This window comes from Microbispora bryophytorum, from assembly GCF_043197435.1.
GTDB lineage: Bacteria > Actinomycetota > Actinomycetes > Streptosporangiales > Streptosporangiaceae > Microbispora > Microbispora bryophytorum.
Window position 1 is genome coordinate 17845 of record NZ_JBICTF010000014.1, and the last position, 15375, is coordinate 33219.

At 68.5% G+C, this 15375-nt stretch carries 11 protein-coding genes; 3 read left to right on the top strand and 8 right to left on the bottom strand.

The features are described 5' to 3' along the window. Nucleotides 1–49 precede the first annotated feature (49 nt). Genes ACGFIB_RS34045 through ACGFIB_RS34065 form a run of 5 tightly spaced genes read right to left on the bottom strand, consistent with a single transcriptional unit; the run spans nucleotide 50 to nucleotide 5480 of the window. Nucleotides 50–868, bottom strand: coding sequence for a sugar phosphate isomerase/epimerase family protein (locus tag ACGFIB_RS34045; RefSeq protein WP_229689981.1), 819 nt, complete (start codon nucleotides 866–868; stop codon nucleotides 50–52). Between the two features lie 17 nt (nucleotides 869–885). After that, nucleotides 886–2115: a substrate-binding domain-containing protein gene (locus tag ACGFIB_RS34050; RefSeq protein ID WP_357249142.1), complete on the bottom strand. Its 1230-nt coding sequence runs from the start codon at nucleotides 2113–2115 to the stop codon at nucleotides 886–888. Continuing rightward, nucleotides 2102–3043 carry an ABC transporter permease gene (locus tag ACGFIB_RS34055; RefSeq protein WP_142575930.1) on the bottom strand — a complete coding sequence of 314 codons (942 nt, stop codon included), beginning with the start codon at nucleotides 3041–3043 and terminating at the stop codon, nucleotides 2102–2104. Before ACGFIB_RS34055 ends, ACGFIB_RS34050 begins: the two co-directional genes overlap by 14 nt. After that, nucleotides 3040–4038 carry an ABC transporter permease gene (locus ACGFIB_RS34060; protein WP_357249145.1) on the bottom strand — a complete coding sequence of 333 codons (999 nt, stop codon included), beginning with the start codon at nucleotides 4036–4038 and terminating at the stop codon, nucleotides 3040–3042. Before ACGFIB_RS34060 ends, ACGFIB_RS34055 begins: the two co-directional genes overlap by 4 nt. Continuing rightward, nucleotides 4038–5480, bottom strand: a complete 1443-nt coding sequence (locus ACGFIB_RS34065; RefSeq protein WP_393377402.1) for a sugar ABC transporter ATP-binding protein — start codon at nucleotides 5478–5480, stop codon at nucleotides 4038–4040. The genes ACGFIB_RS34060 and ACGFIB_RS34065 overlap by 1 nt, the downstream gene beginning before the upstream one ends. 272 nt (nucleotides 5481–5752) lie before the next feature. Between ACGFIB_RS34065 and ACGFIB_RS34070 the strand changes: the two genes are divergently transcribed. Next, the gene (locus ACGFIB_RS34070; protein ID WP_393377651.1) at nucleotides 5753–6916 is read left to right on the top strand and encodes an ROK family protein; all 1164 of its coding nucleotides are present in this window, start codon (nucleotides 5753–5755) and stop codon (nucleotides 6914–6916) included. A gap of 87 nt (nucleotides 6917–7003) precedes the next feature. Here the strand turns inward: ACGFIB_RS34070 and ACGFIB_RS34075 are convergent, their stop codons facing one another. Together ACGFIB_RS34075 and ACGFIB_RS34080 are read right to left on the bottom strand one after the other, a co-directional pair. Then, nucleotides 7004–7645, bottom strand: a complete 642-nt coding sequence (locus tag ACGFIB_RS34075; RefSeq protein ID WP_142575923.1) for a hypothetical protein — start codon at nucleotides 7643–7645, stop codon at nucleotides 7004–7006. A gap of 111 nt (nucleotides 7646–7756) precedes the next feature. Further along, on the bottom strand, nucleotides 7757–11665 hold the full coding sequence (locus ACGFIB_RS34080) for a ThuA domain-containing protein (protein ID WP_357249154.1): 3909 nt from the start codon (nucleotides 11663–11665) through the stop codon (nucleotides 7757–7759). Nucleotides 11666–12024: 359 nt separating this feature from the next. Here ACGFIB_RS34080 and ACGFIB_RS34085 point away from each other — a divergent pair, with 359 nt between their 5' ends. Beyond that, entirely contained in the window at nucleotides 12025–12429 is a 405-nt protein-coding gene (locus ACGFIB_RS34085; protein WP_357249157.1) for a hypothetical protein, read from the top strand. Beyond that, a complete protein-coding gene (locus ACGFIB_RS34090; RefSeq protein WP_393377406.1) occupies nucleotides 12419–14593 on the top strand; it encodes an MMPL family transporter in 2175 nt (724 codons plus the stop codon). Before ACGFIB_RS34085 ends, ACGFIB_RS34090 begins: the two co-directional genes overlap by 11 nt. Here the strand turns inward: ACGFIB_RS34090 and ACGFIB_RS34095 are convergent. Continuing rightward, nucleotides 14580–15326 carry an alpha/beta hydrolase gene (locus tag ACGFIB_RS34095; RefSeq protein ID WP_393377408.1) on the bottom strand — a complete coding sequence of 249 codons (747 nt, stop codon included), beginning with the start codon at nucleotides 15324–15326 and terminating at the stop codon, nucleotides 14580–14582. The two genes, ACGFIB_RS34090 and ACGFIB_RS34095, sit on opposite strands and share 14 nt — an antisense overlap. Nucleotides 15327–15375: the final 49 nt, after the last annotated feature.

The window sequence follows — 15375 nt, forward strand, 5'->3', positions numbered from 1 at the left end:
ACGGGCTCCCGCGGGTCCCCCGCCAATGACGGGGGACCCGCGGGGCCGGCTACAGCGACCTGAGGAAGGCCAGGCCGTCCACGGCGAGGGAGTCCTGGCTTGGTGCGAGCGGCCGCCAGATGGAGGCCGCGGTGGCGATCGTCTGGTTGTGGGCGGTGAAGGATTCGATGACGAGGGGGCCCGCATAGCCCGCTTCACCCAGGGCCTGGGTGAAGGCGGGCCAGTCGAAGCGGTCGACGCCTGGCGTGCCCCGATCCGTTCCGCAGACCTGCACGTGCGCGATCCGGCCCGCCGCGGCACGTACGGCCTGCGCCGGATCCTTCTCCTCGATGTTCATGTGATATACGTCGAGCGCCAGGCCGCATCCGTCGGGCAATGCCTCGAGAGCCTGCTCAACGGTGTTGAGCAGACTGGTCTCGTAACGGTTGAGCGGCTCGACCGCGATCGCCACACCGCGCTCGCCGGCGTAGTCGACCACGGGTTCAAGATTGTCCCGGAGCTCGGTGTAGATCGTCCGGCGCTCGTCGTCCGACATCCGCCAGGTCCTGCCGACGGAGGCGTAGGCGGGCCCGCCGATCACCGGGGAGCCCACGACCGCCGCCACGTCCACGCAGTGCCGCAGGTAGTCCTGGGTCTCCTCGACGACCCCGGCCGTGGCCGCCACGAGCTCCCGCCCCGGCGGCATGACCAGCACCACCGACGCCTTCAGCCCGTGCTCGGCCAGCAGCGCCGCGGCCTTGTGAGGATCCCAGTCGCCGGGCCGCTCCACCGGCAGCTCGATGACGTCGAACCCCCACGCCGCGACCCGGGGCACCAGGGACGCGAGGTCGTCGTCCGTCAGCGGCGACACCCACACCCACGTGTTCACTCCGAGAGGGAACGCGTTCACCCCTTCTTACCGCCCCACTTCTCGGGGAATCCCGGCATGCCCTCACAGCCGCACAGCGCGTAGTGCAGCGGCGGCATGTTCGGCTGCAGGTACCGGTCGAGGGTCTCCGCCGTGATCTTGGGCTGCGGAAGGTTCCACACCTTCGGCACCTCCTCACCCTTGAGGATCTTCAAGGCGGCGATGATCGGTGTGCGCCACTGGTAGGTGGGGTACGTGGGAGCGACGGCGGTGAGGCCGTCGTCCTTCCACTTACGCAGGAAGTCCTGCTGGTCTTCACCGGTCATCGGCGGGACGGGCATGCCGGCGTCCTCGAACGCCTCAGCGACGGCCACAGAGGTGGCTCCCGAGTCCATCCAGACGCCGTCGAGCTTGCCGTTCCGCTGGATGTAGTCGTTGACGATGCCCTTGGCCTTGGCCGCGTCGCCGTCGGTGAACTCCACACCGACGACCTGGAGGCCGCTGGAGTCGAAGGCGGCCTTCGCCGCCGACCAGCGGGTCTCCAGCACATCCACCCCGGGGCTGATGCGCAGCGCCAGGATCTTCCCGCCCGCCGGCACCTTCTCCACGAGGAACTCGGCCGCGTCGGCACCGAACGCGTAGCCGCCGATCGGCTTGATGAACGTCACCGGGCAGTCGGTCTCCACGCCCCGGTCGAAGACGATGACCGGGACCTTGCCGCAGGCGCCCTTGACGGCTGGAGTGAGCGTCGCCGTGGTGTTGGGCGAGACGATCAACGCGTCGCAGCCCTTGGCCTGCAGCTCGGCGATGTCAGAGATCTGCTTGTCGTCCTTGCCCTCGGCGTCGAGGGCGGTGAGCTTGGAAATCTCCTTGTGCAACGCCGCCTCGGCCTGCATGGTCTTCCAGCCGACCTGCCGCCAGGGATTGTCGACCGCCGCGTTGGAGAAGCACAGGTTGTACGGCCCGTCCTTCTTGTACTCCGCGGTGGACACCATCTGCGGCGCGATGGCCTGCTCCCAGGGCTTGTCCGCCGGTCCCTCCGCCGTCTGCGAGCGCATCGCGAGCTGAGCGTCGTAGTCAGCCTGGACGAAGAACTTGGACTGCTCACCGGTTCCCGAGGCCGGCGCCGTCGAAGCGGCCGTGGCCGGCGCCGTGGCGGCGCCCGTGTCGGCGGCTGTGGTGGTGCTGGGCTTGTCGCTGGTGCAGCCGCCGACGGCGAACACCGTCAGAGTCGCAGCGGCGAGGATGAGCGGTCTATGAAACCGCATGGGCGTCTCCTTTTAATTTCGGGGCATCAAGGAAGGGAAGACGGATGGCTCCGGCCGCTACGGCGGCGATGAGGACGACGCCCTGCACGGTGAACTTCAGCGCCCCAGAGACGCCGTACAGGTTGAGCAGGGTGAACAAGGCCTCCAGGGTGAACGCCCCCGCCATCGCGGCGATGACCGTGCCGCGACCGCCGCCCAGGACGACGCCGCCCAGGACGACCGCGGTGATTGCCTGGAACTCCAGTCCCTGGCCGACCTGAGCGGACACTCCTGCGAACCCACCGAGCAGGATTCCGGCCACTGCGGCGGACACGCCGGAGAGGGCGAAGGCGATGATCCTCACCCTGGTCACCCGTACGCCGGACAGGGCGGCCGCACGCTCGTTGTCGCCGATGGCGATGAGTGTCCTGCCGAAGTTCGCCCGCATCAGCAACACGACCGCGACGGCGACGACCACGAGGATGAGCACAGCCCATCCGGTCTGCCTGCCGAACATGCGGAAAGCCTGGGAGAGCGCGCCGCGCGGTGCGCCGCCCGTCCACAGGAAGACCGCGCCGGACAGCACGAGCATCATGCCGAGCGTGGTGATGAACGACGGCACGCGGAGGAGGGTCGTCACCGCACCGTTGACCAGACCGACGAACAGGCCTAGAACGATCAGCAGGGCCAGCACCGCCCAGGTCGCCGCCTCGTCCCCGTCGATCAAGCGGGCGGCGACGACCACCTCGACGGTGACCAGCGATCCGACCGACAGGTCGAACTCGCCGGCGACGATCACCAGGTACTGCCCGGCGGCGAGGATGACCAGGGGCGCGGCGCGCCTGACGAAGGACAGGAACCCGGCAGGCTCCAGGAAGAACGGGTTGACGATGGCGATGGCGGCCAGCAGCACCGCCAGCACCGCGAGAATCGGCAGCGCACGCTTCACGTCCGCCTCCTTCCGACCAGGCCCGTACGCCGGGCGTAAACGGCAACGGCGACGACGATCACCACGCCCCGCACGACGTCCTTGAAGAAGGAGTTCACTTCCAGCTGGTTGAACACGCTGTCCAGGACGGCGAGCAGCAGCACGCCGCCCACGGTGCCCGCGACTCCGCCTCTGCCCCCGGCCAGCGCGGCGCCGCCGAGGACGACGGCGGCGATGGACTCAAGGTCGTATCCACCGTCGGTGCCCACGGTCGGGGCTCCGGCGCCGAGCCTGCTGGCCAGCAGCAGTCCCGCGATGCCGGCACAGAGCGAGCACAGCACGTGCGTGATGATGATCACCCGGTCGGTGCGGATGCCGGACAACCTGGCGACCTCGACGTCACCGCCGACGGCGTACACCCGGTAGCCGTACTTGGTCCGTCTGAGCAGGAACCAGGCGACGAGTGCGACCGCGGCCCAGAGCAACGCCGAGACGGGCACGGGGCCCAACCGGTCGTAGCCGAGGTGCTGGAAGGACTCCGGCACCCGGCCGGCCGGGCCGTCGTAGAGGTCGCCCAGGATTCCCTTGATGATCAGTGAGATGCCGAGTGTGGCGATGAACGCGTGCACGCGCAGCTTGCTGATCATCAGGCCGTTGACCAGCCCGACCAGTGCGCTCACTCCCATGACGGCGCCGACCGCGAGCACGATGTTGGAGTCCTGGCCCGCCATGGTCACCGCCGCCACCAGCGAGGCGAGGCTGATCAGATAGGCGACCGACAGGTCGAGGGATCCCGCCAGGATGGCCAGCGTCTGGCCTACCGCGACGATCCCGAGCGCCGCCGAGCGCTGCTGCACCCCGACGACGGTCTCCATCGTGAGGAACTGACCACCGTCCACGGCTACCAGCGCCCAGCCCACGAGGATCACGGCGGCCAGTGCCAGGAAGACGACACTCGTGGGGTTCACCAGCGCCGCGAACCTGGCCCTGCTGTCAGCAAGCACGTTCTGGCTCATCAGGACACCTCGCCCGCGGCCAGGCTCATGATGGCCTCCTCTGCGGAGCCCGCGGGAAGGGTGCCCGCGATGCGGCCCTCCCGGAGCACGACGATGCGGTCGCTCATGCCGATCAGCTCAGGAAGCTCGGAGGAGATCATCATGATCGCCACGCCGTCTTCGGCCAGCTCGCGCATCAGGTCATGGATGGCCGCCTTGGCGCCCACGTCGACCCCACGGGTGGGCTCGTCGAACAGGAGCACCTTCGGGGCGACGGTCATCCACTTGGCGAGCACGACCTTCTGCTGGTTGCCGCCGGACAGGTAGCGAACCTCCTGCTCCTCGCGGGGCGGCTTGAGCCGTACGCGTTCCAGCAGTTCCCGCACCCCGCTGCGGCGAGCACCACGGCCCATCGCGCGGGTCACGAGAAGGGCGTTGTCGCGCACCGACTGGCGCAGGGCCAGGCCCTCGCTCTTGCGGTCCTCGGTCACCAGGCCGACTCCGGCACGGATTCCCTCGCGGACCGAGCGCGGGCGCACCGGCGTCATCTCGCCCCGGGTGAACGGATCGGCACCGAACAGGGCCTTGGCCAGCTCCGACCGGCCGGATCCCTGAAGCCCGGCGATGCCGACGATCTCTCCCGCGTTCAGCTTCAGGTCGATGTCGTGCAGCCGGTCGTTGCCGCCGCCGGTGACCTGGAGCCGTGTCTCCCCAACCGAGGTGGAGCGTGGCGGGAAGTAACCGTTCAGATCGCGCCCGACCATGAGGCGGACCAGATCCTCGGAGGTGACGTCCTCGGTGGCGACCGTCGTGACCAGCCTGCCGTCCTTGATGACCGTCACGTGGTCGCTGAGGTCGAACACCTCGCGTAGCCGGTGAGAGATGTAGAGCACGGCGATGCCTCGCTCCTGCAAGCGCCGCACCAGCCGGTAGAGCAGTTCGACCTCGTGCTCGGCCAGCGCGGCGGTGGGCTCGTCCATCACGACGATCCGGGCATCGAGCGACAGCGCCTTGACGATCTCCACGACCTGCTGCTGAGCGACCGACAGGCGCTTGACCAGCCGTCGGGGGCCGAAGGAGGCCTCACCCAGTTCGGCGAGCAGCCGGGCGGTCGCGGTGTCCATCGCGGTCCGGTCGACCAGGCCGCGCCGTATGGGTTCCCTGCCGAGGAAGACATTCTCGGACACGGTCCGCTCGGGCAGCAGATTGAACTCCTGGTAGATGATCGCCACGCCGGCTCGCTGGGCGTCCAGCGGATGGCCGAACGATACGCGCCGGCCGTCGATCTCGATCGTTCCCTCGTCGTGTGCGTGCACTCCGGCGAGGATCTTCATGAGCGTGGACTTGCCCGCGCCGTTCTCCCCCACAATCGCGTGGACCTCGCCCGGAACGACCGCGAGGTCGACGCCGGATAACACCCGCACGCCGAAGAAGCTCTTGCCGATGCCCGTCATGGTCAGCATCGGGTCTACTCCGCCGCGGGAACGGAAGAGAGAAAAGCCTCGCGGATTCGGCCGCACTGCTGTGCTCTCTGGATTCTCGGCTCGGGCACGCCGTTAATACAGGTCATAAACTCGCTCCCGACCCGGCACCCGGTCTGCTTGTCAGAACTTTAGGTGCGCCGCCACATATCGCCGTGAGCGTATACATGACTTATGACTTTGGTCAAGCAAAAGACGCGTAGAGTAAAACATAAGTAAACGCCGAGGAGGAAGGAGTGCCAGTGGCTCAGGGCATGCCCGGCGGGACCGGAGCGGGAGCACTACTCTCGATCCTGCGCGACGGGCGGGCGCGTACCCGCGCCGAGCTGGTCCAGCTCACTGGTCTGTCAAGGAGCGCGGTGTCCCAGCGGATCGACGCTCTGCTGCACCAGCGCTTGATACTGCCCGGCGAGGGCACGACTCCATCGGGCGGCAGGCCCGCCACCGCCTTCTCCTTCAACCGTGAGGCCCGCGTGGTGCTCGCCGCCGACCTCGGCGTCACCCACGCCAGGATCGCCGCCAGCGACCTCGGTGGAGCGGTCCTCGCAGAACGTGCCGCCGACCTGCCCATCGACCGCGGACCTGAGCCGACGCTGAGCTGGGTTCTCGACACCTTCCGCGAATTGCTCGCCGAGTGCGGTCACCCGGCGTCGGACGTATGCGGAGTCGGCGTCGGCCTCCCCGGCCCTGTCGACCACGAAAGCGGCACGGCGGTCAACCCACCGATCATGCCGGGCTGGGACGGCTTCCCCGTACCTGACTGGCTCGGCGAGCGGCTCGGCGTTCCGGTGCTCGTCGACAACGACGTGAACATCATGGCTCTCGGCGAGCACTGGGCCGTCTACCCCGAGGTCGAGCATCTGATCTTCGTCAAGGCGGGCACCGGCATCGGCTGTGGCATCATCGCCGGACGCCGGCTGCATCGCGGCGCCCGAGGCGCTGCAGGGGATATCGGCCACATTCGCATACCCACCGTCGACCAGGTGCAGTGCCGCTGCGGCTACGTCGGCTGCCTGGAGGCCGTGGCCGGCGGCGCGGCTCTGGTCGCCCGCCTCCGCGACGCGGGGCTCGACGTCGCCGACGGCCGGGATGTCGTCCGCCTCACCAAGGAAGGCAATCCCCAGGCCATCCGCCTTGTCCGGCAGGGCGGCAGAGAGGTCGGCAGCGCGCTCGCCTCGATCGTCAACTTCTTCAACCCCACGCTGATCGTGATCGGCGGCGACCTGGTCGAAGCGGGCGATCACCTTTTGGCGGGCGTCCGCGAAATGATCTACGGCCGCTCGTTGCCACTGGCCACCCAGAGTCTCAGCATCCGCGCCAGCGAGCTCGGTGACCGGGCGGGCGTCACCGGCGCCGCTGTCATGGTCATCGAGCGCATCCTGGATCCCGAGACCGTCGATCGGTCAGTCGCCACGTGACTTCTGTCGGATCAGGGTTCTTCTATGAATATGTGGGCCACCCCTACGGCGGAAGGGGTGGCCCGTTTCCTTTCTGGTCCCGCCGGCTCAGGACTGGTTGAACAGCGACAGCGTCAGCGTCGAGTGATACTCACCGGCGGCGACGTCGACCGGAGTGCGCAGGGCCAGATCGGCGTTGACCTCCGAAGTGCCGATCTCGTCCGCGGAGTTCGCGATCGACACGAGCAGCTCCTGGCCCTCCAGACCCACGGCGGGAGCGTCGCTGCCGTCGGAGATGACACTGGAGACCGGCTCACCGGCCGACACCGCCCCGGTTGAGGAGTCGGTGAGCAGGCGCGGCTTCCAGCCGAGGTATTCGGGGCCGATGGTCGCGGACGGGTCGTCGGCCGCTGTGAACTGGTCGGCCTGGCCGACGACCGCCCAGAACTCGCCGTCGGGGATGTCCTCGGGGTTGCGGGTGTCGGACACCGTGACCGTCGGCAGGGTGCCGGTGAACTGGCGGGCGGCGGCGTCCGAGCCGTTCTCGGTGAGGGACACCCCGCTGTTGTCGGCGACCGTCATCGACAGCTGACCGGGCGTGGTGGTGGGCTCGATGTTCACCGACACGTCGATGCCGTCGCCAGAGCCGTCGCCGGGTCCGTCGGCCGCCATCGCGGGACCGACCACACCCGAAAGCGCCAGGCCGAGCACCGACACGGCCAGTATCTGGGCGGTTCTCTTGGTCTTCACGTGATGACTCCATCTTTTGGGAGGCATGGGGTTTAAGGAGGCAGGGGGTGCGGGGCCGGCCGGCCCATCGTCCGGTCGGCCGGCCCCGGTCAGTACTGTTCCGTGCGGCGGTCAGGCGCAGCTGATCGCGTTGTAGGCGGCGTCGTAGGTCGTGGTGACCTGCTTGCCGTCGATCGTCGCGGTCCCCTTAACCGTCGCCTTGCCCGCGCCGATCTGCCCGGCACGCGCGTTGAAGGACTGGTACGCCTGCTTGCCCGGGGCCACGTCGGCCACGGTCGTCGAACCGTACGGGGTGGTCAGCGTCACGGTCGCCGGCCCGTCGCCGTCGTTGACCGCCGTCACCGCGACGTACGCCGACGTGCCCACGCAGCGGGACGAGGCGGTCACGGTCAGCGGAACGCCGGGAGAGGAGACCGGAGTGAAGCCGAACCGCTGGTTGTCGTCGTTGCTGCAGGTCCACTGGATCAACGCGGCGCCGTCGGCCACGGATCTGCCGTTGATGTCGAGGCACAGGCCGCTCACCGCCGAACTGACCTGGTAGGCATCTCCGGATGGGATGAGATAGAACCTCTGGTTGACCTGGTCCGCATTTCCGTCGGGATGGCAGGAGTACTGGACGAGCTGGGTGCCCGTCGAGGTCGAGCCGGTCGGCACGTCAAGGCACTTGCCGCTCTTGACGTTCTTGAGCTGGTAGGCGCCCGCGGTGAAGGGAATGGCCTCCCACTGCTGCTCGCCGCCCTCCGTCGCACTCATCTGAACGATCTTGGCGTCATTGGCGGTCGAGGCGTTCTGCGGCGCGACGTACTTGCCGCTGTGCTTGGGAGAGATGGTGTAGACACCCGCGGCCCCTCCTCCGACCGTGATCGTCGTGACCATGCCTGCCCACTTCTTGCCGTCGAAGCCGGAGTGGAACCTGCAGATGACCGTCCAGGTCCCTTCCTTGTTCAAGGTGTAGGAGACCGACGGACCCCCCGGCGAGACAGCGCCCTTGGTGACCTCGAAGATGTCGCCGCCGTTCGGGTCCGGATTGCCGCCGGGCGGCACGAGCCAGACATCGTGCGGCATCCCCGCATCCGGCGCGTTGAAGTGCCAGGTGATGGTGCCACCGCGGGCGATCTCGCAGTTGTCGGGACTCCACACCGTGCCCATGGCGAAGATGTCGCACGTCGTGGGGAGCGTCCTGCCGCCGTCGAGCACCGTGAAGACGGCGCTCTGCGAGCTGGAGGTGTTACCGGAGTAATCGGTGGCCCGGTAGTCGACCGTGTACTTCCCCGGGTCCTTGAACGGGACCGGCGTGCCGTAGGCGGTCCACTCTCCGCCGTTGACGCGGTACTCGACCTTTTCCACGCCGGCACAACCGACATCGCTGGCGTTGAGCTTGAGCGTGGCCGAGTCGATGTAGGTGTTCTGCTGGCTGGGGTGGGCCCGGCCGTCGATCTGGTGCGACGCCGTCGGTGCCTGGGTGTCCTCGGCGCACGTGGTCGCGGGCTTGAACTCGATCTTGACCAGCTCCATCTTCGCTGAGGAGTTGGCCTGGCTGCGGCAGCAGCCGAAGGTCCAGCGCCCCATGTAGAGGGCGCCGTCGGGCCCGAATCTGGTCGGGATCACAAAGCTGTTGTTCGGCGTGCCGAAGTGGTTGACCGGCAGCCAGTCATTGACCCGGAGCATCTGGTTGTTGTCCTCCCGCAGGCGGACCTCCTTCCAGAACCCGTTGTCGGCACCACGGTTGGTGATCAGCCACGAGCCGTCGTAGTAGGGCGGGAAGGCCCCGGGACCGTAACTGTCCTTGTATCGGTAGACCGGGCCGGTGACCGGCTGCATGCCCCCGGAGCCCAGGTCGCCGAAAGCCAACGGATCCTGACCGCCCGGGTTGCCGGGGTACTTGCGCCAGATCGTCGCCGGCTTCGCGGGGCCTGGGATTTCATCGAGGCCTTGGAATGTGGGTTGCGAGCTCTTGCCGCCCGGCGGAGCCCAGGCGAGGTCGGCCGGGATCTCGCCGAGCGAGCAGTCGTACTGCTGGCCGGTCGAGGAGTTGGTCTCGTAGTTCCAGCGCCACGTGGTGTTGGTCTTCGAGTTGTCGCCGACGCAGAACGGCCAGCCCTGGAAGCCGGGCCCGTCGACCAGATCCCACTCGCAGGTGCCGGCCGGGGCACGGTTGGCCTGGTCCACCGAGTTGTCGTGGCAGTACTCGCCGACGACGACCGTACCCGGGTTGGCGGGGTCGGTGTGCACCGTGAAGGGCTGCCGGAAGCCCATGGCGTAGATCTCCGGCCGGGTCTTCGGGGTCCCCGGCGGGAACATGTTGCCCTTCGGAACCGTGTAGGTCTTGTCCAGGCCGGGGTCGGGGGCGCTCTCTGAGGTCGGAGGCGGAATGTCGTCGATCGGTGTGATGCGAAGGACCTTGCCGCGCAGGTCGGCGGTGTTGGCCGCCGTCTTGCGCGCGTCCCAGCGCTCGGAGGCGCGATGGTCCATCGGGGGGTAGGAGTTGTGGCCGGGCGCGTTCGGGGAGGTGTCGTCGCCGACGCCGAGGTAGAGGTTGCCCTCGGAGTCGAACACCAGGCTCGCGCCGCCGACATGGCCGGGGCCGTTGTCGGTGGGGCCGCCCGGGAAGCCTGAGGGGTTGCCCGCGATCTTCGCCTTGGGCACGCGCAGGATCTGCCGCTCATCGTATGGATGTGCCGGGTCACCGGCTCCGCCTGCTTGCGCGGGCACGAACGCGGTACCGGCCTCGTTCAGCGTGAAGCGGCTGATCAGGTTGTAGCCGACCGTCTGCTGGTTGCCCGTGGTCGGCCAGTCGGGGTTGCGCGGGGAGTAGTAGACGTAGATGTCGCGCTTGTCCGGATCCGACAGGTCAAAGCCCGGCTCCAGGCTCATCCCCAGCACGCCGTCCTCGGAGTTGCCGTGGTCGGCGCGCGTCGGGATCGTCGCGACCGTGGTCGAGTTGTTCGGCGGGCCCTTCGGGTCGTACATCTTCACGTAGCCCTGGGACTGGTAGCCCGTGGTGGGGCCGATCTCGGTCCAGTAGAGCTTGCCGTCCTGCGCCACGTCGAGAGCCATCGGGCCGTTCGCGTTGTCGACCAGGGTCGTGCGGGTGAAGTTCGACCAGACGGTGCCCGAGCAGTCGGTCTTGTCTCCCTCGCCGGCGACCCAGCGCACCCCTCCGACGATCTGCTTGACCAGCGGGTTGTCGCCGCCGTTCTCGCTGTAACGCACGCCGAAGTGACCCTGCGAGGTCACCCAGCTCCGTCCGTCGTCGTAGGACCGCGGCGTGGTGGTGCCGTCCTTGACCCTGTCGCCGTCGTAGAGCTTGCACCACGTCGTGGGGTGGTCCTGGCCCATTTTCTGGGTGCCGGTGTTGTAGGTGCGCTCGTCGAAGGTCTCAAGCACGTGGTGGGTGCCCCGGACGCTGCGGGCGAAGTTGTAGTGCTCGTCGGAGAGCTGGTAGGTGTCGGGCAGGTCTTTGGTGGAGAGGTGGTTGTGATCGGCGACCTGGACGGTCGCGGCGTTGCCGGTCGCCGACCCATTCGAGTGGGCGGTCATCGTCGTGCCGATGAGGCTGTCCGGCCCGCCGTCCCACCAGTCCCACACGGACACGCCGGCGCCGGCGTCGGTCATGTTGTGCACGGCCGCGATCCCGCCGTGGTTCTGGGTGAAGCGGATCAGCGCATCGCGCTGGGCCTGGTCCAGGAGCGGTCCGGACCGACCGCCGCCGGCCCATGACCACGATGCGTTGAGGAACAGGATCGCGTTGTATTGGGCCAGGTTCTCGTCGGTGAAGATCCGGGGGTTCTTGTTCGGGTTGTCGCAGTTGTTCGTGCCGCCACCGTTGTTGTCGCAGTCCTCCCAGTCGACCTCGTAGCCTGCGGCCTTGAGAGCGGCCTGCACCACAGGGCGCCCGTTGTCGATCGCCTCGGCGTGCCGGTATCCGGTCGTGCCGGTATAGATGAGGACCCTCTTGCTGTCCTCCGCCTTGGCAGGAGCCGCAAGGAAACCTCTGTTGGCCAGCCCTGTGCTCGTCACAGGGGCAGCAGCAGCCAGGTGGGTGCTCTTCGCTTGGGCAGTGGTCGCCGGGGTGAACATCTGAGCCCCAAGAGCGACCGCAGTCAGCGCGATTAAAGAACGCCTCACACTCCGCGCGGGCAGCGCGGCGTTCCGCATACCACTCACTTCCTCTCCCGATGCAGCGGCGACCCGCCCCGCGGCCGGAGCGATATGGTTCGACCGCCCGAGGTTCAGACGTAGCGTCCGCATCTTTTGTCCTTATGTCAAGAACTTTCGCTTCGAAATTAAAAAAGTCGGGCCCGAACTGCCGTTGGTTCCTTCGTCAAAGGCGTTAGTTGTCTTGAATCAGACGGTTTCGTCGGTTAACGTTCCCCGCTATGAGCGGGCAGAGGGTTCACCGGCGGCTTCTCAGCGTCGCTGCGGCCGCGTTGTCGATCACCGTCGGAGCACTGGCTCTGACGGGATGTAGCGACGATTCCGGGGAGGCGAAGACGAAGGGGCGCGACCTCACCGCGCTTCAATGCCCGATGGAGGAGACCGGGGAGACCGGGGGTGCCAACGCGTACAGGCCCGCGAAGAACGCCTTCGATACGGCGGAGCTGCTCGGCCTGCAGCTCGCTGAGGCGCGTGAGAAGGCGGCCCGTCACAACTGCGAGATCATCGTTTCGCGCGAGGACGACAAGAGCCGGCCCGTGCCGATTGAGATCGACCCGACGAGGATCTACGTCTACATCGCGCATGGCGTCGTCAGCCAGATAGAGGGGGTCGGTGGTGGCCTCTGAGGCCGGCGACCCCATGCGACTTCTCACCAGGGCTTCGGTGATCGCCGCCGGCCGGCGGTCACGGTGGGTCGTGATCGCGGTGTGGCTCGCGCTCGCGATGCTCGCGCTGCCGCTACAAGCCAAACTCGACGAGCGCGCCGCCGACGAGAGCGAGACCTTCCTCGTCCGGGGATCGGAGTCGGCGGCGGTCAAGCGGATCGTCGACGAGCGGTTCCGGCGCGGCAGCGAGACAGCGGCGGTGATCGCCTACTTCCGCGAGGGTGGGATCACCGCGGACGACGGACGGCGCGCCGACACCGACGCCCTCGCGCTGTGCGGGTCCGGCGCGATCCCGAACCTGACGATGGTCGCCACCCCGTACCAACGCGCGTGCGGCGAGACCGATCCGCTCGACATGAGCGCGGGCGGTTCGCTACTCACCTCACCCGACGACACCGTCATCTTGAGCACGGTCCTGATGACCGACGACTCGACGCCCGACATCGAGCAGGCGGTCGCGGCAATCCGCGAGGTGGTCCCGCCGGCCACCGGCGACGAGAGCGGATTGAGGGCCTTCGTGACCGGCCGTGCCGGCTTCGAGGCCGATCGACAAGCCGCGCTCGGAGGGATCAACGGAACCCTTCTGGCGGTCACTGTCGCCGTGCTGCTGCTCCTGCTGCTCGTGACCTACCGCTCGCCGCTGGTCGCTCTGGTGCCGCTGGCCGTCGTCGCCCTCGCCTATCTGGTCACCTCCGGCCTCGCCTACGGCCTTGTCGCCGCCGGCCTCACCGACATCAGCGGCCAGACAACCTCGATCCTGGTCGTGCTGATGTTCGGTGCGGGCACCGACTACTGTCTGCTGATCGTGGCGCGGTTTCGCGACGAGCTGCGCCGGACGGGGGACGTCGAGGAGGCGATGGTCGCCGCCGCCCAGCGCACCGCCCCAGCGATTCTCTCCGCCGGAGCAATCGTCGTCGGCACGATGATGGTCCTCGCCCTTGCCGACTTCAACGCCACACGCGAGATGGGCCCGATCCTCGCCCTCGGTGTCGCGATCATGGTCTGTGCCGGCCTGACGCTCCTGCCCGCGGTGCTCACCGCCCTCGGGCGACGGGCGTTCTGGCCCGCGGTTCCCCGCCTCGAGCCCGAATCCGCACCTGCGGTCACGTTCTGGGGCCGCGTCGCGGGCCTCGTTCACGCACGCCCGGGAGTGATCGCCGCGGCGGTCACCGCTGTCCTCGCCGCGGGCGCGCTGGCCGGCATCGGTGGGCGTCCGGCGCTCGACTTCTCCGAGTCCTTCCGCGAGGCGCCGGACTCGGTCCACGGCCAGCAGGTGATCCGCGACCACTTCATCCCCGGCCGGGCGGCACCGCTTCGCATCGTCGTAGCCGACGAGGTAGGCGGGAAGGTCCAGAGCGCTCTCACCGAAGGCACGCATACACCGGTCGCCGACATGCACGCGGTGGCGAGGTCGGCCGGGACGGACGGCTTGCTCATCTTCGACGCGGACCTGCGGATGGATCCGTTCTCAGAGCAGTCCACCGACGCCGTCCCCGTGCTACGCGAGGTCGCCGAGCGCGCGGCCGACGGGCAGACCGTCCTGATCGGCGGGACCGTGGCCGAAAACTACGATGCCCGCCAGGCACTCGGCCGTGACACCAGGCTGATCGTCCCGGTCAGCCTTGCCCTGATCCTCGTCGTCCTCGCTCTGCTCCTGCGCGCGGTGGTGATGCCGCTCTACGTGATCGCGACCGTGATCCTCTCCTTCGGCTTCGCCCTCGGCGTCAGTTCTCTCATCTTCACCCACCTCCTGGGCCAGCCGGCCTCAGACCCAAATCTGCCGATATACGCGTTCATCTTCCTCGTCGCCCTGGGCGTCGACTACAACGTGTTTCTCCTCAGCCGGATCACCGAGCGGCGTCGACAGCACGAAACCCGCCGTGCGGTGACGGAGGCCCTCGAGCGAACCGGTGGCGTGATCACCTCCGCCGGTCTCGTGCTCGCCGCCACCTTCGCCACTTTGATGGTGCTTCCGATGGAGGCGCTGTTTCAGATCGGCTTTGTGGTCACCCTGGGCCTGCTCGCCGACACCTTCCTCGTCCGGGCCCTGCTCGTCCCCGCTCTCGCGATGATGCTCGGCGAGCGAAACTGGTGGCCGTTCAAGCGGACCACTACCCCGGGCTGACGTCGCCGGTGCTGTGACCCGGGCGCTGCGAGATCCACCAGCGGACGGCCGCGGCGGCGGTCTGCGGCGGCACCTGGTGCCCGCCGCGGAACTCCTCGTACGTCACCTCGTAACCGCTCTCCCTCAGCTCGGGCACGAGGCGCCTGCTGCATTCGTCGATCGGCAGCACGCGGTCGGAGACGCCGTGCGAGACGAAGATCCGGGGACGGCCGTGCCGGATCATCGGGGCCATGAAGCCCGGGGAGAACGCGAGCACGGCGTGGAACAGGTCGCCGTTCGCCAGGCCCAGCGACAGGGCGTAGGAGGCGCCGTCGGAGAAACCCGCCACGGCCACGCCGTCGAGCCCGACCGCCGCACGGGAGAACACCTCCTCCAGCGCGGCGTCGACCCGTGACACGTCCGCCCCGTATCCGCCGACGATCATGTCCCAGGTGGCGGAGACGGCCTGCGGCGCGAGCAGCAGCACGCCGGACTCCTCGGCCTGGGGCAGCAGCCACTCCAGCGCCTCCTCCGCCGCGCCGCCCGCGCCGTGCAGCACGACGGCGAGCGAGGACGGCCCGGGCCCCCGGGCGGACGGCACGTAGAGCAGGGCGCGCCCGCCCAGGCGGTGCAGGCCCGGCACGAGAGGCTCGGCGTGCTGAGGCGGCACCGCGACGGGACGGGCGGACAGCCGGCCGTGCCGCACGCCCTCCTCGGGCGCCGGATGGGGCCGGCTCCGCTCCGGAGTGTCCATCGGCCTCACCCCCCGCCCAGGGTCTACCCCTCCTGGCCGCCGGTCACCT